Origin of the sequence: Actinomadura barringtoniae (assembly GCF_017573505.1) — a bacterium.
Lineage (GTDB): Bacteria > Actinomycetota > Actinomycetes > Streptosporangiales > Streptosporangiaceae > Spirillospora > Spirillospora barringtoniae.
Map to the genome: position 1 here is coordinate 15,206 of NZ_JAGEOJ010000015.1, position 20,462 is coordinate 35,667.

The 20,462-nt window shown below is 72.0% G+C and carries 20 protein-coding genes; 9 read left to right on the forward strand and 11 right to left on the reverse strand.

Annotation, left to right across the window (positions count from 1 at the left end; translation table 11 throughout):
* Positions 1 to 15: 15 nt before the first annotated feature.
* Genes J4573_RS33240 through J4573_RS55550 form a run of 3 tightly spaced genes read right to left on the reverse strand, consistent with a single transcriptional unit; the run spans position 16 to position 2,929 of the window.
* On the reverse strand, positions 16 to 747 hold the full coding sequence (locus tag J4573_RS33240; protein ID WP_208259902.1) for a phosphocholine cytidylyltransferase family protein: 732 nt from the start codon (positions 745 to 747) through the stop codon (positions 16 to 18).
* Complete coding sequence (locus J4573_RS55545; protein WP_279575666.1) at positions 744 to 1,400, reverse strand: DUF5941 domain-containing protein; 657 nt, start codon at positions 1,398 to 1,400, stop codon at positions 744 to 746. The genes J4573_RS33240 and J4573_RS55545 overlap by 4 nt, the downstream gene beginning before the upstream one ends.
* A complete protein-coding gene (locus tag J4573_RS55550) occupies positions 1,397 to 2,929 on the reverse strand; it encodes a CDP-alcohol phosphatidyltransferase family protein (RefSeq protein ID WP_279575667.1) in 1,533 nt (510 codons plus the stop codon). The genes J4573_RS55545 and J4573_RS55550 overlap by 4 nt, the downstream gene beginning before the upstream one ends.
* Before the next feature lie 117 nt (positions 2,930 to 3,046).
* Between J4573_RS55550 and ispD the strand changes: the two genes are divergently transcribed.
* Together ispD and J4573_RS33260 are read left to right on the forward strand one after the other, a co-directional pair.
* Positions 3,047 to 3,757 carry a 2-C-methyl-D-erythritol 4-phosphate cytidylyltransferase gene (ispD, locus tag J4573_RS33255; protein WP_208259903.1) on the forward strand — a complete coding sequence of 237 codons (711 nt, stop codon included), beginning with the start codon at positions 3,047 to 3,049 and terminating at the stop codon, positions 3,755 to 3,757.
* Entirely contained in the window at positions 3,754 to 4,527 is a 774-nt protein-coding gene (locus tag J4573_RS33260; protein ID WP_208259904.1) for a glycerophosphodiester phosphodiesterase, read from the forward strand. The genes ispD and J4573_RS33260 overlap by 4 nt, the downstream gene beginning before the upstream one ends.
* Before the next feature lie 27 nt (positions 4,528 to 4,554).
* On the opposite strand, the gene J4573_RS33265 is transcribed toward J4573_RS33260, so the two are convergent.
* Together J4573_RS33265 and J4573_RS33270 are read right to left on the reverse strand one after the other, a co-directional pair.
* Positions 4,555 to 5,412: a hypothetical protein gene (locus J4573_RS33265; protein WP_208259905.1), complete on the reverse strand. Its 858-nt coding sequence runs from the start codon at positions 5,410 to 5,412 to the stop codon at positions 4,555 to 4,557.
* An 85-nt stretch (positions 5,413 to 5,497) separates the two neighbouring features.
* On the reverse strand, positions 5,498 to 6,514 hold the full coding sequence (locus J4573_RS33270; RefSeq protein WP_243773979.1) for a glycosyltransferase family 2 protein: 1,017 nt from the start codon (positions 6,512 to 6,514) through the stop codon (positions 5,498 to 5,500).
* Positions 6,515 to 6,793: 279 nt separating this feature from the next.
* On the opposite strand from J4573_RS33270, the gene J4573_RS33275 reads away from it, so the two are divergent.
* The 4 genes from J4573_RS33275 to J4573_RS33290 all read left to right on the forward strand — a co-directional run bounded on the left by J4573_RS33275 (position 6,794) and on the right by J4573_RS33290 (position 11,875).
* Entirely contained in the window at positions 6,794 to 8,506 is a 1,713-nt protein-coding gene (locus J4573_RS33275; protein WP_208259907.1) for an LCP family protein, read from the forward strand.
* A 153-nt stretch (positions 8,507 to 8,659) separates the two neighbouring features.
* Entirely contained in the window at positions 8,660 to 9,232 is a 573-nt protein-coding gene (locus J4573_RS33280; protein ID WP_208259908.1) for an RNA polymerase sigma factor, read from the forward strand.
* Complete coding sequence (locus J4573_RS33285) at positions 9,225 to 10,142, forward strand: CU044_5270 family protein (protein WP_208259909.1); 918 nt, start codon at positions 9,225 to 9,227, stop codon at positions 10,140 to 10,142. The genes J4573_RS33280 and J4573_RS33285 overlap by 8 nt, the downstream gene beginning before the upstream one ends.
* A gap of 122 nt (positions 10,143 to 10,264) precedes the next feature.
* Positions 10,265 to 11,875, forward strand: coding sequence for a hypothetical protein (locus tag J4573_RS33290; RefSeq protein WP_208259910.1), 1,611 nt, complete (start codon positions 10,265 to 10,267; stop codon positions 11,873 to 11,875).
* A gap of 52 nt (positions 11,876 to 11,927) precedes the next feature.
* On the opposite strand, the gene J4573_RS33295 is transcribed toward J4573_RS33290, so the two are convergent.
* The 6 genes from J4573_RS33295 to J4573_RS33320 all read right to left on the reverse strand — a co-directional run bounded on the left by J4573_RS33295 (position 11,928) and on the right by J4573_RS33320 (position 16,612).
* Positions 11,928 to 12,575, reverse strand: a complete 648-nt coding sequence (locus J4573_RS33295) for a hypothetical protein (protein ID WP_208259911.1) — start codon at positions 12,573 to 12,575, stop codon at positions 11,928 to 11,930.
* Positions 12,576 to 12,833: 258 nt separating this feature from the next.
* Complete coding sequence (locus J4573_RS33300; RefSeq protein ID WP_208259912.1) at positions 12,834 to 13,205, reverse strand: hypothetical protein; 372 nt, start codon at positions 13,203 to 13,205, stop codon at positions 12,834 to 12,836.
* The gene (locus tag J4573_RS33305; RefSeq protein ID WP_307797090.1) at positions 13,202 to 13,714 is read right to left on the reverse strand and encodes a roadblock/LC7 domain-containing protein; all 513 of its coding nucleotides are present in this window, start codon (positions 13,712 to 13,714) and stop codon (positions 13,202 to 13,204) included. The genes J4573_RS33300 and J4573_RS33305 overlap by 4 nt, the downstream gene beginning before the upstream one ends.
* Entirely contained in the window at positions 13,711 to 14,688 is a 978-nt protein-coding gene (locus tag J4573_RS33310; RefSeq protein WP_208259914.1) for a hypothetical protein, read from the reverse strand. The genes J4573_RS33305 and J4573_RS33310 overlap by 4 nt, the downstream gene beginning before the upstream one ends.
* 1 nt (position 14,689) lies before the next feature.
* A complete protein-coding gene (locus tag J4573_RS33315) occupies positions 14,690 to 15,070 on the reverse strand; it encodes a hypothetical protein (protein WP_208259915.1) in 381 nt (126 codons plus the stop codon).
* A 129-nt stretch (positions 15,071 to 15,199) separates the two neighbouring features.
* Positions 15,200 to 16,612 (reverse strand): MFS transporter, encoded by a 1,413-nt coding sequence (locus tag J4573_RS33320; RefSeq protein WP_208259916.1) that lies wholly within the window; start codon positions 16,610 to 16,612, stop codon positions 15,200 to 15,202.
* A 197-nt stretch (positions 16,613 to 16,809) separates the two neighbouring features.
* On the opposite strand from J4573_RS33320, the gene J4573_RS33325 reads away from it, so the two are divergent.
* Genes J4573_RS33325 through J4573_RS33335 form a run of 3 tightly spaced genes read left to right on the forward strand, consistent with a single transcriptional unit; the run spans position 16,810 to position 20,437 of the window.
* Positions 16,810 to 17,430 carry a 2Fe-2S iron-sulfur cluster-binding protein gene (locus J4573_RS33325; protein ID WP_208259917.1) on the forward strand — a complete coding sequence of 207 codons (621 nt, stop codon included), beginning with the start codon at positions 16,810 to 16,812 and terminating at the stop codon, positions 17,428 to 17,430.
* The gene (locus J4573_RS33330) at positions 17,427 to 18,401 is read left to right on the forward strand and encodes an FAD binding domain-containing protein (RefSeq protein WP_208259918.1); all 975 of its coding nucleotides are present in this window, start codon (positions 17,427 to 17,429) and stop codon (positions 18,399 to 18,401) included. The genes J4573_RS33325 and J4573_RS33330 overlap by 4 nt, the downstream gene beginning before the upstream one ends.
* Positions 18,398 to 20,437 carry a xanthine dehydrogenase family protein molybdopterin-binding subunit gene (locus J4573_RS33335; protein ID WP_279575668.1) on the forward strand — a complete coding sequence of 680 codons (2,040 nt, stop codon included), beginning with the start codon at positions 18,398 to 18,400 and terminating at the stop codon, positions 20,435 to 20,437. The genes J4573_RS33330 and J4573_RS33335 overlap by 4 nt, the downstream gene beginning before the upstream one ends.
* Positions 20,438 to 20,462 lie beyond the last annotated feature (25 nt).

Consider the following 20,462-nt stretch of genomic DNA (forward strand, 5'->3'; position numbering starts at 1 on the left):
CCGCGGGCGACCGGCTCAGTACGTCTTGGCGATCCGGCGGGCCTTCTCCAGATCGTCGTGGTTGTCGACCTCCACCCAGTCGACGGCGCCGATGGGTGCCACGGCGATGCGGCCGCCGCGGTTCACCAGCTCCTGGTAGCCGTCCTCGTAGTAGAGGTCGGGGTCGCGCTCCCAGGTCGCCTTCAGCGCGTCGGCGAGCGGCTCGGCCGCGGCCGGCTCGATCAGGGTGGCGCCGATGTACTCGCCCGCCGCGGTCGCGGGGTCCATGAGCTTGGTGATCGTGGCGATGGCGCCGCCCTCGTCGAGGGTGACCTTCATCTCCTCGTCGGCCAGAGTTTTCACGTTGTCCACGGCCAGCAGGATGTCGGCGCCGCGGTTGCTGAGTAGCGTCTTCTCCACGCTCACCGGATGCACGGTGTCACCGTTCACCATGAGGACGCCCTTGGAGAAGTGCTCGCGCGCCAGCCACATGGAGTAGGCGTTGTTCCACTCCTCGGCCTTGTCGTTGTGGACGAGGGTGATCGACACGCCGTACTCGGACTCGAGGGCGGCCTTGCGCTCCTCGACCGCGCCCGCGCAGTAGCCGACGACGATCACGACGTCGGTCAGCCCGACCGCGGCGAGATTGCGCAGGGCGATGTCGAGGATGGTCGTCTCACCGTCGACCGGCACCAGGGCCTTGGGCAGGGTGTCGGTGTAGGGCCGGAGCCTTCTGCCTGCGCCCGCGGCGAGCACCATCCCGATCATGCTTCCTCTTCCTCCAGGTCGACGATCACGCCACTACCGCGTCCGGTCCGCGCCCACGTCGTGACGCTCTCGCAGCCGAACAACACGCCAAGGTAGGCGGCCAGCGCCGCGTACGCGAACGGCAGAAGCCCGGAGAGGCCGACGAACGCGACGATCAGCATGCGGCCCTCCCAGCCGAGGCCGGCCCGGAAGACCCAGTCCTGTGGCCAGAGCCGCTGGCGGGTGCGGTAGACGGTGTCGTAGTGGTGGTAGGCCAGGACACCGATCAGCACGTAGATCAACGGTGCCGACACGCCCTGTGCGAACCCCAGTACGGCCAGGTAACCATACTCGATCCCGCGGATGATGGGCGGGACAAGCCAGTCAAGCCTGCCGTTATGGGGATGCGTGGCGGCGGGCCCGGTCAGCAGCAGCGCGACGACCGGCGCGAACAGCGCCGGGGTGTTCTGCTCGCCGAGCCCGGCGACCAGCAGCACGCCGGTGATCACCAGCGCGACGACCGCGCCCGGCAGCGGCGGCAGCATGCCGCGCGCCAGCGTCCCGAGCGCCGTGCAGATCGGCCCGTCGTCGCGGAACGCGCGGAGCTGGTCGGTGGCGTAGGCGATCGCGTCGCGGCGCTCCTCGGCCGTCGCGTCCGCGGTCAGGGCGGTCATCGGGCGATCGACCTCATCACTCGTCCGGTCAGCGTGTACATGGCGGCGACCCATCCCCACAGCAGCAGTGCGGCGAACGTCACCCGGGCGTTGAACAGCGCGGCGGTGATCGCGATCAGCGCGAACCGCTCGCCGATGGGCAGCACGATGATCTTCTTGGCCCAATGCAGGGCCCGTACCTGCGACGTCGACCGCGAGAGGCGCGCGACCAGGCTTCCCCGGTCGCTCGCCTTCTTCTCGGACACCGCCTCGGGCTCGGCCTTCCGGGCCGCCGGGGCGACACCGTCGGCCGCCTCGTCCCGCGCCGGGGGCGCGAAGACCACGGCGCCCTCGGAGACCAGCCCGTCGTGGGCGGCGGCGACCCGTTCAGGCTCCTTGGCCGCGACGGGCTCGACCTCGGCGACCTCGGCGGCTCCCGCTGCTTCCGCCTCGTCCCTGGCGAGGGCTCGCGCGAGGGTCCGGCAGCGCCGGCTGGTGCCGAACGAGAAGTCGATCATGTGGCGGACGGTCTGCAGGGCGAGCGCGGCGACCGCCAGCGCCCAGACGTTGCCCGCGTGGACCGAGCTGTCGAACGCGGCGACCGAGGACCCGATCGCCAGCCCGGCGAAGACCACGTACTCCTTGCCCCGGTCGAACACCGCGTCCAGCCAGGCCCCGAGCGTGCTGAACTGCCGGGTGTAGCGGGCCAGCTGGCCGTCCACGCAGTCGAAGACGAACGACAGGTAGAACAGCACCGCGCCGATGATCATCCCGGTGCGGGTCCCCGCCGCGAACCACACGGCCGCGACCAGGGCGATGCCCATCGAGATCGAGGTGACCATGTTGGGCGTGAGGCCGCGGCCCGCCGCCCAGCGGGCGATGTAGCGGGAGTACGTGCTGACCGCGAACGTCGTGAAGAAGCCGTCGTCGCCCTTGACCGCGTTGTGCAGCCGGACCTTGTCCTCGTCGACCGCCTCGACGGCCGTGCGCGCCGCGTGCGCTGCCGGGCCGCCGTCGGCGCGCAGGCACGCCAGGCGCGGGTCCAAGCAGTCGGCGACCGGCGTTCCGAGGTCCGAGCCGAGGCGCGCGACCACGTCGTCGTCGGGGCCGAGCTCCAGGACGAGCCGTCCGGCGGTGTCGGCGAGCGCGCCGACGCGGGCGGCCGGGACGCGCAGGGCGCCGGGGAAGCCCGTGGCGGGCCCGCGCGCGTCCAGGATCAGCCGGGCCAGGAGCTCGGTGCTGACGACCAGGTCGCCGTGCAGGACCACGACGGGCTCGCGCAGCCCCCGCACCAGCCAGGCGATCTCGTTCAGGTCGCCGGCCGCGTCCTCGGTCTCGATCACGTCGTGGTCGTCCTTGCGCAGCAGGGGCGCGAGATCGGGCCGGGTGACGACGCGGTGGTCCGGTACGTTGAGCGTGGCCAGCTGGTCGCACAGGCGCGACAGGAGCGTGGGCGCCTCCGGGTCGTCACCGTAGGACAGACCGGCCGTCGGGCCCGGATCGAGGGCCTCCTCGGTCCGCCCGGTCGCGATGATGATCGCTACGGTCATCGGCGCCTCCGGTCGCTCGGGACATGCGGGACAAGGGTGCGCACGCGTGCGGAACGTGCGGATCGTTGCTCAGCGTAGCGGCTTGAACACGTTATGAAGGGGAAAGGGACCACGACGATGCGGACGGTCGCGGTGGTACTGGCGGGCGGCGTCGGGACGCGGATGGGCTCGGAACTGCCCAAACAGCTGATCGAGGTGGGGGGCCGGCCGATCCTGGCGCACGCGGTCGCCGCGTTCGACGCGCATCCGGCGATCGACGAGGTGCTGGTCGTCATGGCCGGGGCGCACCTGCGCACGGCGGCGGCGATCACGGCGCCGTTCCGCAAGGTCTCCGGCGTGGTCGAGGGCGGCGTGACGCGCACCGCGTCGACGGTCGCCGCGCTCACCGCGATGGCGGAACGTCCCGACGACACGCGCGTGCTCTTCCACGACGCGGCCCGCCCGTTCGTGGACGCCGGGGTGATCGACCGGGTGCTGAACGGGCTGACGGCGCACGAGGCGGTCGCGGTGGGCCTGCCCACCTCCGACACGGTCGTCGCGGTCGCGGACGGCCTGGTCGCCTCGATGCCGCCGCGGGCGACGCTCTTCCGCTTCCAGACCCCGCAGGGCTTCCGGCTCGGCACGCTCCGCAAGGCGTACGAACTGGCCCTCGCCGACCCGGCGCTGACCGCCACCGACGACTGCGGGATCGTGCACCGCTACCTGCCGGACGTGCCCATCCGGGTCGTGGAGGGCAGCGAGCGCAACCTCAAGGTCACCCACCCCCTGGACATCGTCGTCGCCGAGCACCTGGCGGCCGGCGCCCCCGACACTGCGGAGAACATGTGATCTTCGACGACAGGCCCGCCGTCATCGGCCACCGCGGCTCGGGATCGGGCGAGATCGCCCTCCCCGGCTCCACCGAGGAGGACCCTCGGACGGTCACCGAGAACACCGTCGACTCGATGCTCGCGGCCGTCGCGGCGGGCGCGTCCTGGGTCGAGATCGACGTGACCCGTACGGCCGACGACGCGCTGGTGCTGCGGCACGACCCGACCACCCCCGACGGCGCGTTCCTCATCGACCGGCCCGCCGGGGGCACCGGCCTGCACCGGCTGGAGGAGGTCTTCGAGGTGCTGCCGCCCGAGGTCGCGGTGGACGTGGACGTGAAGACGATCCTGGAGGACGCGGTCGACGACCCGTCCCGGCGTACGGGGGCGCTGCTGGCGCCGATCCTGCGCCGCGAGGCCGAACGCCGCCGGCTGCTGGTCACCTCGTTCGACCCGTCGCTGCTGCTCGGGCTTCAGGACGAGCTGCCGGGCGTGCCGCTCGGGCTGCTGACCTGGCTGCGCTTCCCGCTGTGGCACGGAGTTCCCGCGGCCGCGGGCATGGGCTTCCAGGTGATCGCCGTGCACACGGGCTCATGCGGCTTCGACCACCCCGACACGCGGCTCCGGCCCCTGGAGCAGTGCGTGGACGTCGCCCACAAGGCCGGACTGGAGTTCGTCGCCTGGTGCCCGACGCCCGAGGCCGCCCCGGACTACGTGGCGGCGGGCGTGGACGCCATGGTCGTCAACGACGTCCCCGGCGTCGTGAGCGCGCTCAGCGACCTCTCCTGAGCGCGTCCGGCGCTCGCCCAGGCGCCCTCAGCGATCTCCCTTGAGGTCGTCCCCGCCGTACATCTGGGTCCACTCTCCGGGCTCGCCGGCGTCGCTCTGAGAGGGCTTCGGCTTGGCGCCACCGGCCGGCGGCGGCGAGTCCGACGGGCTGCCGTCGCTGAACGGGACGGCGCCCGAACGCGGCTGCTGCGAGCCACCCGGCTGCCCCGGCGAACCGCCCGGAGACTCGTACGGCCTGGGCGGCTCGTAGGGCTGGGACGGCCCGTAAGGAGGCGGCGCCGCCGAGCCCGGCGCGTTGCCGTACGAACGGGGCGGAGCGCCTTGGCCGGCCGCGTAGGGCGGCTGCGGCATCTGGTCCCGGCCGTACATCGGCGCGGGCGCGGGCGGACCGGCGGGCGCGGGCGGCGGCGACGCGGAGACGCCGTAGCGCGCGGCCTGTGCCGCCACGGGCGCGCCCGAGGGGCGCCAGCGCGACGGGATCACCGAGGCCAGCAGGAGGATCAGCCCGATCAGCAGCGGGATCCCCATCGGCGACAGGGTCAGGTTGGCCAGGTCGTACTTGTCCGGCAGGTCGGGCATCTTGTCCGCGGTCCACACCGGCTTGATCAGCCAGGGCAGCCCGTACAGCGTGAGCGCCAGGCCCGGGATCAGCGAGGCGACCGGCGAGATCCGCGAGCCCACCAGGATCGCGATCACCGCGGCCACCACGAAGAAGACCACGATCGCGACGATCCCCTCGGACCCGATCTTGTCGCGGAACTGGACCAGCGTGATCTGCCGGTTCCTCAGCACCCGTTCGGTCCCGAAGAGCAACCCGGCGTAGATCACCGCCGTCGCGATCAGCCCGACGACCACGCCGAGGCCGTGACGTGCACCGTTGGACATGACCACCTCCTACCCTGGCCGGCGGCATGATCCACCGACCTCATCCTGAGACGTGCCCAGGACCAGCAGGGTTCAAGAGGATTGTTCAGGATTTGGCCGGTGTCGGCTGGCCGAGCCCGGGCGGGCTGGTCAGGAACCCGACACCCCAGGAGACGTGCATGGTCGCGAAAACGAACGGCAGCCGGATCCAGGCCGACACCGGCAGACCGCGGCCCTCCATGGCCGCGCCGCCCACCATGGCCAGCAGGTAGCCGCCCGGCAGGATCCACCCCGGCCAGAAGCCGAACGCCCCGGCCACGATCCCGGCGGCCATCGCCAGCACCGCCAGCGGCGGCGCCAGGTAGCGCAGGTTGAGCGTGCCCTGGTGCTCGCGGCCGACGACCCGGCGCCAGCGGCCGGTGTGGAAGTACTGCTTGGCGAGGGCGCGCAGCGTCGGGCGGGGCCGGTAGGTGACCCGCATCCGGGGCGTGAAGAACACCTTGCCGCCGCTCTGGCGGATCCGGTGGTTCATCTCCCAGTCCTGGGCGCGCACGAACGTCTCGTCGTAGCCGCCGACCCGTTCCAGCGCGCTGCGCCGGAACGTGCCGAGGTAGACGGTCTCGACCTCGCCCGCCTCGCCGCCGGTGTGGAAGCGGGCGTTGCCGACGCCGAGCTTGGAGGTCATCGCGCGCGCCACGGCCTGCTCGAACGGGGTGATCCCCTCGGCGGCCATGATCCCGCCGACGTTGTCGGCGCCGGTCTCCTCCATCGTCTCGACCGCGGCCCGGACATAGTCGGCGGGCAGCAGCGAGTGGCCGTCCACCCGCACGATGATCGAGTACTGCGAGGACTTGATCGCGATGTTGAGGCCCTGCGGGGTACGGCCCGTCGGGTTGGCCACCACGACGATGCGCGGATCGTCGGCGGCCATCTTCTGGGCGATCTCGTCGGTGTGGTCGCGGGACGGGCCGAGGGCCAGCACCAGCTCCATCTCGCCCGGATAGTCCTGGCTCAGGATGCGCCGCACGGCGTCGGTCAGATGCCGTTCCTCGTTGAGGACGGGCATCACGACGGAGACCGCGGGCCAGGTGCGGTCGGACTCGGGCTGCTGGGCGCCTGTCATCGGGCTCTGCGCATGGGGAGACGATTTCATTCCGGTGCTCGCGGACCGGCCGGACCGTCGCCGACCTGCCACTTCCTTCCTCTCGCCGCCAAGTCTGTGACGCAGCTCACCACGCCCGGAGAGGGCGTGCCCGCCGGGGAGGAGGTCAAGACGGCGCCACGTTACTCCAAGGACACGAGTCCGAGGTAGCGAACAGACGGGTGTCCCCCACTTTATGGTGGTGGGAATGCGCGCCGGACGCCGCGCGATCGACGGGACTCGGGAGGGGCGACCGCCAGGATGGCTGACGACGGGCACGGCACCGGCGGGGACGCCGATCCGTTCGAGCGTTACTTCCGCCCGCGCCCCGGCGGGGCGGGCGGCGAGCCCGGCTCGGCCGGTCCCGGCGGCTCGGGCTCGGGCTCGGGCGGTTCCGGCGCCGACGACGACATCGAGGGCGTGACCGTCGACGGCGTCCCGTCACCGCGGGTGACGGTCGACACGCCGCGCGGGCCCCGGCGTCCCGGCCGCGAGCTCAGCCCGCGGGCGGCGATGAGCGCCCGGCGCCAGCGCCGCTTCCTCATGATCACCGGAACGGTGTCGGCGTTCGTGCTGCTGACCTCCGGCGGCGCCTGGGCGTTCCAGAACTACGTGACCGGCGCCATCGACAAGGTCAAGGTCGGCGGCCTGGGCAAGGACAAGGAGGCGCCGAAGGGCGCCATGACCATCCTGGTCGCTGGCGTGGACCGCCGCGAGGGGCTCACCAGGGCCCAGCAGAAGGCCGCCAAGCTCGGCCACGACCCGGGCGAGCGCTCCGACACGATGATGCTGGTGCACGTGTCGCGCAACCACGACAAGGTCACGGTGGTCAACCTTCCCCGCGACTCGTACGTGACGATCCCCGCTCACAAGTCCAACGGCTCGGAGCCCGGCGGCAAGGGCGCCTCGATCCCGTCCCGCTACGGCAAGCTGACCTGGGCCTACCAGTTCGGCGGCCGCGACCTCATGGTCGACACGATCAAGCGCGCCACCGGCGTGTCCATCGACCACCTGATCGAGGTCAACTTCTACGGCTTCGTCAACATGGTCGACTCGCTCGGCGGCGTGGACGTCTGCTCCGAGCAGCCCGTCGACGACCCGAAGAGCGGCCTCAAGCTGCCGCCGGGCAAGTCCCACCTCGACGGTCTGAAGGCCCTGGCGTTCGCCCGCGCCCGCTACACCCTCACCGGCGGCAGCGACCTCGGCCGCATCGACCGGCAGCAGCAGTTCATGTCCGCGATGATGAAGCAGGCCCTCAGCAGCAAGACGCTGAGCGACCCGGTGAAGTCGACCAAGTTCCTGAACGCCGCGCTGAAGTCGCTGACCGTCGACGAGAAGCTCGGCAAGGACCTGCCCAAACTGGCCGACCAGATGAAGGACCTGTCGACCGACAACGTCACCTTCGCCAAGGTCCCGCTCTCCAACCCCGGCTACAACGCGATGCTGTGGAACGGCTCGACGCCGCAGTCCACCGTTCTGTGGGACCAGAGCAAGGCGCACGACCTCTTCGGCAAGATCAGGCGCGACCAGTCCGTCACCGACGCGCCCAAGCCGAGCGCCAGCCCGACCCAGCCGGACAAGAACGCCCCGACCGTCGCCCCGTCCGACATCACGGTCTCGGTCCGCAACGCCGTCGGCACGCCCCGCCTGGCCGCCAAGGCCGCCGGCGACCTCAGCGACGCCGGCTTCCGCGCCTCGGTGATCCCGGGTACGGCCCGCCGCGGGCTGAAGACCACCACCATCCAGTACGGCCCGGGCCGCGAGGACTCCGCCAAGACCCTCGCCGCCGCCCTGCCCGGCGCCAAGCTGAAGGAGGTCGACTCCCTCGGCTCGCGCGTCCAGGTCCTGGTCGGCAGCGACTGGAACGGCGCCAAGAAGGTCAAGGTCCACAAGCCCGCCGGCTCCGACTCGGGCTCCGGTTCGTCCGGCAGCAAGATCGAGACCGGTACCGCCACCCAGAAGCTCTGCAAGTAACGGAGCTCCGCACGTGACTCCGCACGTGACCCCGCAAGCGACTCCGTAAGCGACCCGTCGCGGGAAAGCCTTCCGGGGCTGGTGCGAAGTGTCGGTGTAAGCCGATCATTTCCCCCACCCCCAGGAGGCTGACCGCATGACGGAGAAACGGCCTTGAGCGCCGGTGTGGACGAGCGGGCGACCGACACCGAGCTCGCCTGCCGCTTCAAGCGGGATCCCGAGGAGTTCCACGCCGTCTACGACCGGTACCACCGGGCGGTCTACCTGTACGTGGCCGGGCGCCTGGACGTGCAGGCCGCCGACGACCTCGCCGCCGAGACGTTCCTCATCGCGTTCGGGCGGCGCGACCGCTTCGACCCCGAGCGCGGCGAGCTGCGGCCCTGGCTGTTCGGCATCGCCACCAACCTGGTCGCCAGGCACCGCCGCAAGGAGGCCCAGCACTACCGGGCGCTGGCCCGCCGCCCGCGCGAGCAGGAGATCGACAGCCACGAGAACCGCGTCGTCACCTCGGTGGCCGCCCAGCGCATGCAGCCGCAGCTCGCACTCGCCCTGACCAGGCTCACCCGTGGCGAACGCGACGTCGTCCTGCTCATGGCCCTCGCGCAGCTGACGCACGAGGAGATCGCCGAGGCGCTCGGCATCTCGTACGGAACGGTCGGCTCCCGGCTCAGCCGCGCCCGCAAGAAGCTCAGGCCCGCCATCGACAAGGAGGCATTCCATGGATGAGTACGACGAGTTCACCGGCATCGCCACGCTGCTCGCCAAGCCCGGCCCGTCCCAGGAGACGGTGGACGAGGGCCGTCACCGCCTGCACAACGCCATGCTCGACCCCGCCAAGCCCCGAACGCGCCGTACCGGCTGGCTGGCGGGCGGCCTCGGCCTCACCGCGACCGCCGCCGCGGCGGCCGCGGCCATAGCGATCACGTCGAGCGGCACGTCCCCCGCCCACAACCCCAACAGCCCCCCGCAAGCCGCACCCATGACCGCCCGCCAGGTCCTGCTCTCGGCCGCGACCGCCGCCGAGAAGGTCCCAGACAAGGGCGCCTACTGGTACGTCAAGGAGCTGGACATCGATGGCCCCGGGGCCGCACCGGTCACGACCGAGCACTGGACCGCGCGTGACGGCAAGGTCTGGGTCCGGGGCCTGAAGACCGAGGGCAAGGTGGAGAAGCTCACGCTCGACCGGCGCTGGTCGCTCGGCGGTCCCGACGTGACCTTCGCCCAGCTCCAGCACCTGCCGGTCGACCCGGACCGGCTGAAGGCCTGGATCGCCGACAACATCAAGCACAGCGACGTCCGGACGGGCGCCGGCCGCCCGGACGCGGCCATGCGCAGGTCCATGACCTTCGAGGGGCTCTACTCGCTGATCTGCACCCTGCCGACCACGTCCAAGACCCGCGCCGCCGCCTTCCGGGCGATCGCCGCGTACCCGGGCGTCAAGAACAGCGGCAGGACACCGGGCGGCCAGCGGCTGGAGATGCGCAGCCCGCAGGGCGACGACATCTGGCTCGTCGTGGACCCGGCGACCTCGAAGGTGGTCGAGACCAACTGGCAGATCCCGCCCGACGGCGGCACCTACATGACCCCCGGCTCGTTCAAGCTCGTCAGCCAGTGGACCGACGTGCTCCCCAAGTAGGTCCCGCTCATCAGCAGGCCGCCGTCCGACGAGCGGGCGGCGGCCTTCGTCACGCATACCCGCGTACCCGCATGTCCGCATACCCGCATGTCCGCATACCCGCATGCCCTGAGGAGCCCCTCGTGGAGATCAAGAAAGCCGTGGCCTCGCTCGGCGCCACCGGACTGTTCCTGCCCCTGTTCATGCCGCTGTCCCTGTCGCCCGCGGCGGCCGAGCCCGCGCCGTACCGCCGCCCTGCCTTCGAACGCGGCCCCATGATCCATGGCGAGCGGACGAGGCCGCTCGCGAAGCCACGGCGGGCGGGCGCCGACCAGCCGGTGAAGCTCGACCTGATCGACCGTGCGGGGCGGGCGCCCACGACCGAGCGGGCCGCCCGCGTGTACATGTGGCCGCTGAACGGCGACCAGCCGCTCGGCGCCGACATCCAGAACGGCCACGGCGAGGAGACGATCCCGGACGGCGACTATGCGATGTACGCCTACGTGTCCACTCCTGAGCCGGACGGTAGGACGTCCAGCACGCTGGTCTATCTGCCCAAGGTCCACGTGGGCGGGCCGACTTCCTTGGTCATGGACGCTCGCACGGCCAAGCCGATCCGGGTGAACGTGGACCGCGCCGACGCCCGTGCGAACGACACCGCCGTTCTCATCAGCCAGGAGCTCGGCGGCCGCGACCAGGTGACCTCGCTCAACCTGAGCGGCACGGACCTTTACGTCACGCCGGTCGCCAAGGGGCTCGGCGTCACGTTCCACGTGCAGTCCATCGTCACCCGGTCGGGCGCCGCGAGCGGCAGCCCGTACGTGTACAACCTGGCGGGCTCGGCCGAGGGAATCCCGTCCGATCCGGGTCTGAGCGCCCGGACCCGCGACCTGGCCGCGGTCCGGACCCGCTACGACGGCGAGGGCGGACCGGGCTGTGCCGGGACGCACGCGGCCCCGGACTTCGGGACCAGTGCCGCGATCGGCCTGTACTCGGAGGTGGGCGCCCTGCCCACCACGCGCACCGAGTACTACTCGCCCGGGCTCCCCTGGCAGCTCGACGAGGGCGTCACCTCGGCGGACTGCGCGTTCGAGGACGTCGACGTCAGTGCCCGCGAGGAGCGGTTCCCGCGCGCGGGCTCCTACACCCGCCAGTGGAACGGCGCTCCCTTCGGGCCGGCCGGGGGCGTGCTTGATCTCAGCGGCACGAATGACGTCTGGTTCGACGCCCAGATGCTGGCCGCCGCCGACGTGAGCGCCTCGTCCGGCACGCTGCGGGGAACCTCGACGTTGCGGGACGCCGGCGGCTCGGTGGTCGGGACCAGCGGCATCCCTGGCTCGGGCGGGCCGTGGCCGAGTCCCGCTCCGGGCAGGCACACGCTCACGGTCGACGCCGAACGTTCGGTGCCATGGTCCGACCTGGCCACGCGGCAGCACGTCGTGTGGGACCTCGACATCAAGGGCAGCGAGGTGGTGAACCTCCCCGACGTTCGGTACCGGACGGCGCTGGACGCCCGCAACCGTGCCCGGCCGGGGTCACGCCAGATGGTGACCCTCGTTCCCGAGAAGCTTCCGGCGGGCGCCCAGCCTGTGTTGTCGGTGTCGTACGACGACGGCGGGACGTGGACGCGGGTCCCGGCCGGCGCTGACGGGGTGGCAACGTTCACCAACCCGGGGTCGGGCTATGTGTCGCTGCGCACGCAGGTGCCAGGGGTCGTCGACCAGACGGTCGTCCGGGCCTACGGGATCGGGTGAACGCGCGACGCCCCGGGCCGCGGCGCGCGCGGTCCGGGGCGTCGGGCACTGGTCAGCGGCCTACGCGCTTGAACCACCAGTCGGCGACGGTGGTGTAGCCGCCCTTGGCCTTCTTGGCCTGGTGGAGGTGAAGCGCCTTGGGCGTGCAGGTGTAGGAGACCGCCAGCGGCAGGAGCGCCTGGTCGGTCTTGCCCTTCTTGATGAGCGGCGCGAGGGCCTGCTTCTTGAGGGGGAACGGGGCGGGACGCACGATCCGGCCGTTCACCGTGGCCGTGCCGGAGGCGGTCTTGGTCTGCAGGCCGAGGGTGCCCTTGGCGTTGCCGGAGTAGCCCGACTTCAGGCGCAGGGTCTTGTCGTACTTCAGCCACATGCCGAACTGCGCCTTGCCCTTCTTGCCGTTCTCGGTCATGCGGCCCGAGCGGCGGAAGTCGTAGGTCGAGACGCCCTTGGACACGTGCAGCCGGGTGCCCTGGCCGCCGGCGAACGTGACCAGCGAGTCCGGGCCCTTCACGCGGCCCGCGGTCTTGGTCAGCTGCCAGGTGCCCGCGATGCACCTCGGCTTGGGCTTCGGCTTGGAGGCGGCGGCCACCGACTGGGCGGACACCCGCGATCCGTCCGCATGGGCACCGCAGCCCGCCGTCATCAGCGTGGTCGCCGCCGCGAGGACGGCCACGGCCGCCCCCGTCGCCTTTCGGGTCACCGTTTCTCCCCTGTCGCCAGAGCGCCGCGGGATGCGGGCGCGACGGAAGATTCTTCGCGTGACGGGAGGGGCGCGCCATGGGTCTGGGGACGAAAAACCGGCGGGCGAACGTGCGTCCGGGACGCAAACGTGGAACGGGAACGGGCGTCGCGGCGGCGCGGGAACGGGCGTCGGCGCCGTCCGTGCCCCGGACATGCCTGTGCCGCCGGCCCGGGGAAGAGGGTCGACGCCACAGACGCTCGCGAAGGCTCGCGGAGGTCAGACCTCCAGGTTCTCCTCGATGCTCTTCAGCTGGTGCCTGGCCAGCGCGAGGTTGCCGCGGTTGCGGTCCAGGGCGAGGTAGAGGAACAGGCCCTTGCCCTTCCGCCCGGTGACCGGCCGGATGACGTGGTACTGGCCGGAGAGGGTGATGAGGATGTCCTCGATCTCGTCCTTCAGGTTGAGCTGCTCCATGGTCCGCATCTTGGCCCGGACGACCTCGGTGTTGCCGGCCGCCGCGACCTGGAGATCGAGGGTTTTCGAACTCCCCAGATGCCCCAGCGCCATGCCGCTGTTGTAGTCGACGACGGCGACGCCGATCGCCCCGTCGATCGACATCATGTCCTTGAGCGCGAGCTCCAGATTGCTCATGCCTTCTCCTTTCCATTGCGGTGATCGGCCCGCGCGCCGGGCGCGACGGCGGTGAACGCCAGCCGCTCGGCGATTCTGCGGGCCACCGGCCGCGACTCCAGGTGGAGCCGGCCGACGTTGACGTCGGGAGCCGCCAGCACGGTGAGAGAGGCGGTGATGCCGGCGGAGTAGATGACCACGTAGCCGTCCACCCCCCGGATCACCACCTCGTGGAAGGCGCCACCGTGGGCCGTGTTGGTGATGCGGTGCGACAGGGCGAGCCCCGACGCGGTGAGGGCCGCCATGCCCGCCGGTTCGATCGAGACGGGCAGGTCGTGCGCGATGAGCAGGCCGTCGGACGAGGCGACCAGGCTCCCGACCAGCCCGGCGACGCGTTCGCGCAGCGTCGCGAGCTCGGCCACGACCGCCGAGTCGGGCGGGTGCGCCCCCTCGTCCTCGGGTTGGTCCGAGACGGTCACCTTGGTCAACCTTTCGATCAGCTCCCCCAGCCGCCGCCGCTGCGCGGTCACGACATCTCCTCGAGCGCCGCGTGCAGCCTCTTGAGCAGGTCGAGATCGGGTGGCTCCCATGCGGGGACCGTCGCCGCCCCGGCGGCCGGTTCCGCGGCCGCGCCGCGCGCGGACGACCGCCGGGGCAACGCCGGCCCACCGCCCGCCCCACCGGTTCCGGCGTTCGCACCAGGGGTGGCGATCGCGCCGGTTCCGGCGAAAGGGCCGGACCCGCCGGCCCCGGCGACCAAGCCGGGAACGGCGGCCGTGCCGAGACCGGTGGCCGGACCGGTCTCGGTCGCACCGCCGCCCGCGAGCATCCCCGGCAGGGCGGGGCGCCCGGGCTCGGCGGATCTTCCATGCCCGTCGTCGGACGGGCCTGGGGCGGCGGGCGGGTCGAGGGCGCCGGCGTCCGCCTCCACCAGGGAGGCGGCCGCCAGCTCGTGCACGGCCAGCAGGCAGGCGAACGCCGACCGGCCGAGGTGGTGGGCCAGCTCGACGGGCGTGCGGCGCCCGTCGGCGTTGATCAGGATCTCGGCCTCCAGGCCGGTCAGGATGACCCGCTGGCGGCGGACCCTGCGTACGGGGACGACCGGCGCGCGGCACAGCTGCGGGTGCGGCCAGCGCGCCTCCAGCAGGGCGCGGCGGCGCTCGTACTCGTGCACCAGGGTCGCCACGGCCAGGTTGCAGTGCGGTCCCGAGTGCAGCCGCAGGCCGTCGATGAACTCGGGCTCGGCGGCGGCGTCCAGCAGGAAGTAGGCGGCGTCGAAGACCGAGATCAGCGCGAGCGTCTCCAGGCCGGTCGGGCCGGCCACCAGGCGTTCGGGTCCGGGCGCGTGCGGGCTCGCCGCGACCGTGACGATCCCGTTCACCAGCTCGAAGGCCCCGTCCGTGCCGATCTGGAGGACGCCCGTGCTGCGTTCGCGCGCCAGCGTCCGCAGCCGCGCCGCGGTGGTCGTGTCGGTGGCGGGGGCGGTGGCTGCGGCCCCGGCCATCTCACGGCCCCACCATTTCGTGAACGAGGTTCTGGACCCTCAGTCGCGCCAGGCCCAGGTTGCCCTTGTCGCGATCAAGCCACAAATGGACGAACAAAGGTCCGTCGAATTCCTCTTCGACCAGAGCCAGTAGATGATATCCGTAGGTTCCGCAAACAATGATCTCCTCGATGTCGTCACCGGTCCGGGTCGCGCTCAGCGCGGAACTGGCGAGTACCGCGCGGACCACGTCGGTCGAGCCGGCGGCGTCCTCATGCTGATCAACGACGTCGCCGCGTCCCGCCGCCGCCACGGCGAGACCGCTCGCACAGTCCACCAACGTCACGCTCTGGGCACCGGGAATAGTCATCATCCGAGCCAGGCAACCATCAATGCCGAGCACCCTTTCCCTCCCCCAGGAAGCGAACTCCAGAGGCCCTGAAACTACAGCGGTGCACAGCAACCCGTGGCCAAATGTCGGAAAATATGGCCACATCAGGAATTGCAAATAAGAATACCTATCGGTATTTATTCACCGCGCGGGTTCGGGCCGGAGGCGCCGGTCCTTCCTGAGGTCGTACAGGGCGACGGCGAGGGCCAGGACGACGAAGGCGAGGAGGACGGTCAGGCCGTGGCGGAACGCGGCGGCCCAGTCGCCGCCCGAGCCGGCGACGGTGGCGAAGAAGGTGGCGCCGACCGCGGCGATCCCGACCGCGGTGCCGATCCGCTGGCCGGTCTGGAGCACGCCCGCCGCCGCGCCGCCCTCGGTGTAGGGCACCTCCGAGAGCGTGACGGTCTGGTTGGGGGCGATCACCAGACCGCTGCCTATCCCCGCGACCAGCAGCGGCAGCGCGGTCAGCCAGGCGACGCCGCTGCCCGGGCGGACCTCGACGACCGCCCACGCCGCCCCGAGCCCGGCCAGCACGAGGCACAGACCCGCCACGACCAGATGCCTGCCGTACCGCGAGACGGCGCGGCCGCCGATCGCCGACGCGGTGCCCGAGCCGAGCGCGAACGGCGTGACGGCCAGGCCCGCGCCGAGCGCGCTGTAGGACAGGCCGTTCTGCAGGTAGAGGGTGAAGATGAAGAAGATCGCGGTGAAGCCCGCGAAATAGCACAGCGCGATCAGCGAACCGTTCGCGTACGAGCGGTGCCGGAACAGCGCGAGGTCGACCAGCGGCGACGCGTGCCGCCGTTCCCAGGCGACGAACACCGCGAGGAACGCCGCGCCGAGCGGGATGAGCAGCCACTTGCCGGGGCCGTGCCACTGCCGCTCCTGGAGGAACGGCAGCATGATCGCGAGCACGCCCACGCCCAGCAGGGTCACGCCGACCGGGTCCAGCCCCTGCTGTTCGCCGCGTACGGGCGCGGGCAGCAGCCGCCACGCCAGGACCAGCGCGACCAGGCCGACCGGGATGTTGATGTAGAAGATCCAGCGCCAGCCCTCCGCCGGTCCGGCCAGGGCGATCAGCGCGCCGCCCGCCAGCGGACCCGCGGCGGTGGCGATGCCGATCGTGGCGCCGAGCGCGCCGAAGGCACGGCCGCGTTCACCACCCTGGAAGAGCTGCTGGATCAGCCCCGCGATCTGCGGGTTGAGCACGCCGCCCGCCATCCCCTGCACCAGGCGGGCGATCACCAGCCAGAGGATGGTCGGCGCGAGCCCGGCCGCGGCACTGGACGCCGTGAACAGCACGAGTCCCGCCATGAACACCGCGCGCCGGCTGCGGGCGTCGCCGAGCCGCCCGGCCGGGACCAGGGTCAGCCCGAACGTGAGCGCGTAGCCCGACAGGATCCACTGCAGCTCCCCCTCGGAGGCGTGCAGCGCGTTCTTGATCGAGGGCAGCGCGACGTTCACGATGCTGACGTCCAGCAGGGTCATGAAGGCCGCGAGCAGGCAGACGCTCAGCGCCCGCCAGCTCGATCGGTCGGCCGTCCGGCCCGGCATGCTCACATCCTTCCCCGTCCCCGTCCCCGTCCCCGTCAGGCGGGCCATCCCCGCGCGGCCGGGCGGAAAACTCGGATGACGAGGGCTTGACCTCGCGAAAAGGCGCCATTGGCAAAGAAACGCATGATTTTGGGACAGTCCTCTCCCCGCGTCCGGCCGTACGACTCAGCTGCTCGCGAGGGGGGTAGGGGCAGCTCATGGAGAGCGCCACAAACCCGGCCGAACCTCCGGTCCTCGCCGAGGTCACGATGACCGTCAACGGCGGCAAGCACCGGATCACCGTCGACACCCGCGCGTCGCTGCTGGACGTGCTGCGCGAGAACCTGGGGCTGACCGGGACCAAGAAGGGCTGTGACCACGGGCAGTGCGGTGCGTGCACGGTTCTGCTGGACGGCCGCCGGGCCAACGCGTGCCTCGCGCTCGCCGTCGCCCACGACGCCGCCGACGTGACGACCGTCGAAGGGCTCGCGGACGAGGAGGAGCTGAGCCCGCTGCAGGAGTCGTTCATCGAGCAGGACGCCTTTCAATGCGGCTACTGCACGCCCGGCCAGCTCTGCTCGGCCACGGGCATGCTGCGGGAGGCGGCCGAGGGCCGGCCCAGCGCGGTCACGCCCGATGTGGCCGCCGCACCCGAGCTGAGCGACGACGAGATCCGCGAACGCATGAGCGGCAACCTGTGCCGCTGCGGCGCCTACGTCAACATCGTCGCCGCCATCAGGGAGGCGGCGGGCATCCGAGGGGCGGGCGCCCAAGACTCCACGGGGGTTCGCGAGGCGGGCGTCGGGGACGCCGCAGGCGTTCGGGGGGTGGCGGGATGAGGCCGTTCGCGTATGAGAGCGCGGTGACCGCGGACGAGGCGCTGGCGCTGCACCATGGCGAGGCGGCCTATCTGGGCGGCGGCACCAACCTGGTCGACCTGCTGCGGCTCGGCGTGGAGCGGCCCGCGCGGCTGATCGACGTCACGCGGCTGCCGTACGACCGGATCGAGGACGACGGGCGCGGCGGGCTGGTCATCGGCGCGGCGGTGCGCAACAGCGACCTCGCCGCCGAGCCGGTCGTACGGGAGCGCTGGCCGGTCCTCGCGCAGGCCGTGCTGGCGGGCGCGTCCGGGCAGGTGCGCAACCAGGCGACGGTCGGCGGCAACCTGCTGCAGCGCACGCGCTGCTCCTACTTCCAGAACGTCGCCAAGCCGTGCAACAAGCGCGAGCCGGGGAGCGGCTGCCCGGCGGTCGAGGGCGAGCACCACAACCTCGCGATCCTCGGCCACACCGAGGCGTGCGTCGCCACCCACCCGTCCGACATGGCCGTGGCGCTGGCCGCCCTGGACGCGGCGGTCCGCATCCGCGGCCGCTCGGGTGAACGCGTCGTGCCGCTTCAGGACTTCTACCGGCTGCCCGGGAACGATCCGGCCCGCGACACGACGCTGGAGCCGGGCGAGCTCATCACGGCGGTCGAGGTGCCCGCGCTCGGCATGCCGTCCAGCTACCGCAAGGTGCGGGAGCGGGCGTCGTTCGCGTTCGCGCTGGTGTCGATCGCCGCCGCGCTGGACGTCGCCGACGGGGTCGTACGGGACTGCCGCCTGGCGCTCGGCGGCGTCGCGCACATGCCCTGGCGTGCGAGCCGCGCCGAAGACCTGCTGCGCGGCCTCCCCGCGACCGGAGAGAACTTCCGCCGCGCCGCCCAGGCCGAGCTGGAGGCCGCCCGCCCGCTGCGCGACAACGGCTTCAAGATCCCGCTGGCGACCAACCTGATCGTGGCCGCGCTGACCGATCTCGGGGAGGGATCATGAGGTCGATGAACCGGGTCGAGGGCCGCGACAAGGTCACCGGCAAGGCCCGCTACGCCGTCGAGTATCCGGTCGAGGGCGCCGCGTACGCCATGGCCGTGCAGGCGACCGTCGCCCGCGGCGAGGTCGAGTCCATCGGCGCCGACGAGGTCCTGGCCATGCCCGGCGTCCTCGCCGTTCTGTCGTGCGAGAACGCGCCCAAGCTCACGCCTGTCCCCGACGGTGAGCTGGCCGTCTTCCAGTCTCGTACGGTCTCCTACCGGGGCCAGCTGGTCGCCGCCGTGGTGGCCGAGACGCTGGACATCGCGCGCGAGGCCGCCGCCCGGCTGGAGATCCGCTACCGGGCCGAGCCGCCCGACCTGCGCATGACGGCCGACCACCCGGGCCTGTACGACCCCGGCAAGGTCAACCCGGCCTTCCCGTCCGACACCGGGCGCGGCGACCCGGACACCGCGTTCGGCCAGGCGGGCGTGCAGATCGACGAGACCTACACGACGCCCGCCGAGCACAACAACCCGATGGAGCCGCACGCCACGATCGCGTCCTGGCAGGGCGACGTGCTCACCCTCCACGACTCCAACCAGGGCGTCTCGGCCGTCCGCGACACCCTCGCGAAGATCTTCGACCTGGACGCGTCGAACGTGCGCGTCATCTCGCCGCACGTCGGCGGCGGCTTCGGCTCCAAGGGGACGCCGCGCCCGAACGCCGTCCTCACCGCGATGCTGGCGCGCGCCGCCGGACGCCCGGTCAAGCTGGCGCTCACCCGCCAGCAGATGTTCGCGCTGACCGGCTACCGCACGCCGACGATCCAGCGGCTGCGGCTCGGGGCGGACGCCACCGGCCGGCTCACCTCGATCTCGCACGACGTCGTCGAGCAGACGTCGATGGTCCGCGAGTTCGCCGAGCAGACCGCGACGCCGACCCGGGTGATGTACCAGGCCCCGAACCGCCGGACGGCGCACCGCCTGTTGCGGCTGAACGTTCCGTCGCCGTCGTGGATGCGGGCTCCGGGTGAGACGCCGGGCATGTGGGGCCTGGAGTCGGCGCTGGACGAGCTGGCCGTCGCCACCGGGGTCGATCCGGTCGAGCTGCGCATCCTGAACGAGCCTGAGCAGGATCCCGAGCGCGACATCCCGTTCAGCTCACGCAACCTGGTCGCCTGCCTGCGCGAGGGCGCGGCGCGTTTCGGCTGGGCCGGCCGCGATCCGGCGCCCGGTGTCCGGCGGCGGGGCCGCAAGCTGATCGGCACCGGCGTCGCGTCGGCCACCTACCCGGCCTACCGTTCGCCCAACAAGGCCATCGCCCGCCGCCATCCGGACGGCCGCTTCAGCGTCGAGATCGCCGCCGCCGACATCGGCACCGGCGCCCGCACCACGCTCACGCTGATCGCCGCCGAGGCGCTGGGGACCGACCCGTCGAAGGTCTCGGTCGAGATCGGCGACAGCGAACTGCCCAAGGCTTCGCTGGCGGGCGGTTCGTCGGGCACGGCGGGCTGGGGTACGGCCGTTCACCGTGCCTGCGAGGCGCTGCGCTCGTCGCCCGCCGACGAGGCCTCGGCCGACACCACCGATGAGGTGAAGTCGCAGCAGAAGCTGTCGCGGCACGCGTTCGGCGCGCAGTTCTCCGAGGTCGAGGTCGACGTCGACACCGGCGAGGTCCGCGTCACCCGCATGCTCGGCGTCTTCGCGGCGGGCCGCATCATCAACCCCAAGACGGCGCGTTCGCAGTTCATCGGCGGCATGACCATGGGGCTCGGCATGGCTCTGATGGAGGAGACCGTCCTCGACGAGGAGTTCGGCGACTTCCTCAACCACGACCTCGCGCAGTACCACGTGCCCGCGTGCGCCGACGTCCGCGACATCGACGCCGTGTGGATCGAGGAGGACGACCCGCACCTCAACCCGATGGGATCCAAAGGCATCGGTGAGATCGGCATCGTCGGGGCCGCCGCCTCGATCGCCAACGCCGTTCACCACGCCACCGGGATCCGCGTACGCGACCTGCCCATCACCCCGCCCCGCCTGCTCGACGCGTTCTGAGCAGGCGGGGCGGAGCAGGCGGGGG

What these genes read in the sequence shown, in the direction of transcription:
- J4573_RS33310 (WP_208259914.1), bottom strand. Translation starts at nt 14,688, where the DNA reads ATGGCCGGGGCCGCAGCCACCGCCCCCGCCACCGACACGACCACCGCG.
- J4573_RS33320 (WP_208259916.1), bottom strand. Translation starts at nt 16,612, where the DNA reads ATGCCGGGCCGGACGGCCGACCGATCGAGCTGGCGGGCGCTGAGCGTC.
- J4573_RS33335 (WP_279575668.1), top strand. Translation starts at nt 18,398, where the DNA reads ATGAGGTCGATGAACCGGGTCGAGGGCCGCGACAAGGTCACCGGCAAG.
- J4573_RS33240 (WP_208259902.1), bottom strand. Translation starts at nt 747, where the DNA reads ATGATCGGGATGGTGCTCGCCGCGGGCGCAGGCAGAAGGCTCCGGCCC.
- J4573_RS33270 (WP_243773979.1), bottom strand. Translation starts at nt 6,514, where the DNA reads ATGACAGGCGCCCAGCAGCCCGAGTCCGACCGCACCTGGCCCGCGGTC.
- J4573_RS33265 (WP_208259905.1), bottom strand. Translation starts at nt 5,412, where the DNA reads ATGTCCAACGGTGCACGTCACGGCCTCGGCGTGGTCGTCGGGCTGATC.
- J4573_RS33325 (WP_208259917.1), top strand. Translation starts at nt 16,810, where the DNA reads ATGGAGAGCGCCACAAACCCGGCCGAACCTCCGGTCCTCGCCGAGGTC.
- J4573_RS55545 (WP_279575666.1), bottom strand. Translation starts at nt 1,400, where the DNA reads ATGACCGCCCTGACCGCGGACGCGACGGCCGAGGAGCGCCGCGACGCG.
- ispD (WP_208259903.1), top strand. Translation starts at nt 3,047, where the DNA reads ATGCGGACGGTCGCGGTGGTACTGGCGGGCGGCGTCGGGACGCGGATG.
- J4573_RS33300 (WP_208259912.1), bottom strand. Translation starts at nt 13,205, where the DNA reads ATGAGCAATCTGGAGCTCGCGCTCAAGGACATGATGTCGATCGACGGG.
- J4573_RS55550 (WP_279575667.1), bottom strand. Translation starts at nt 2,929, where the DNA reads ATGACCGTAGCGATCATCATCGCGACCGGGCGGACCGAGGAGGCCCTC.
- J4573_RS33330 (WP_208259918.1), top strand. Translation starts at nt 17,427, where the DNA reads ATGAGGCCGTTCGCGTATGAGAGCGCGGTGACCGCGGACGAGGCGCTG.
- J4573_RS33285 (WP_208259909.1), top strand. Translation starts at nt 9,225, where the DNA reads ATGGATGAGTACGACGAGTTCACCGGCATCGCCACGCTGCTCGCCAAG.
- J4573_RS33275 (WP_208259907.1), top strand. Translation starts at nt 6,794, where the DNA reads ATGGCTGACGACGGGCACGGCACCGGCGGGGACGCCGATCCGTTCGAG.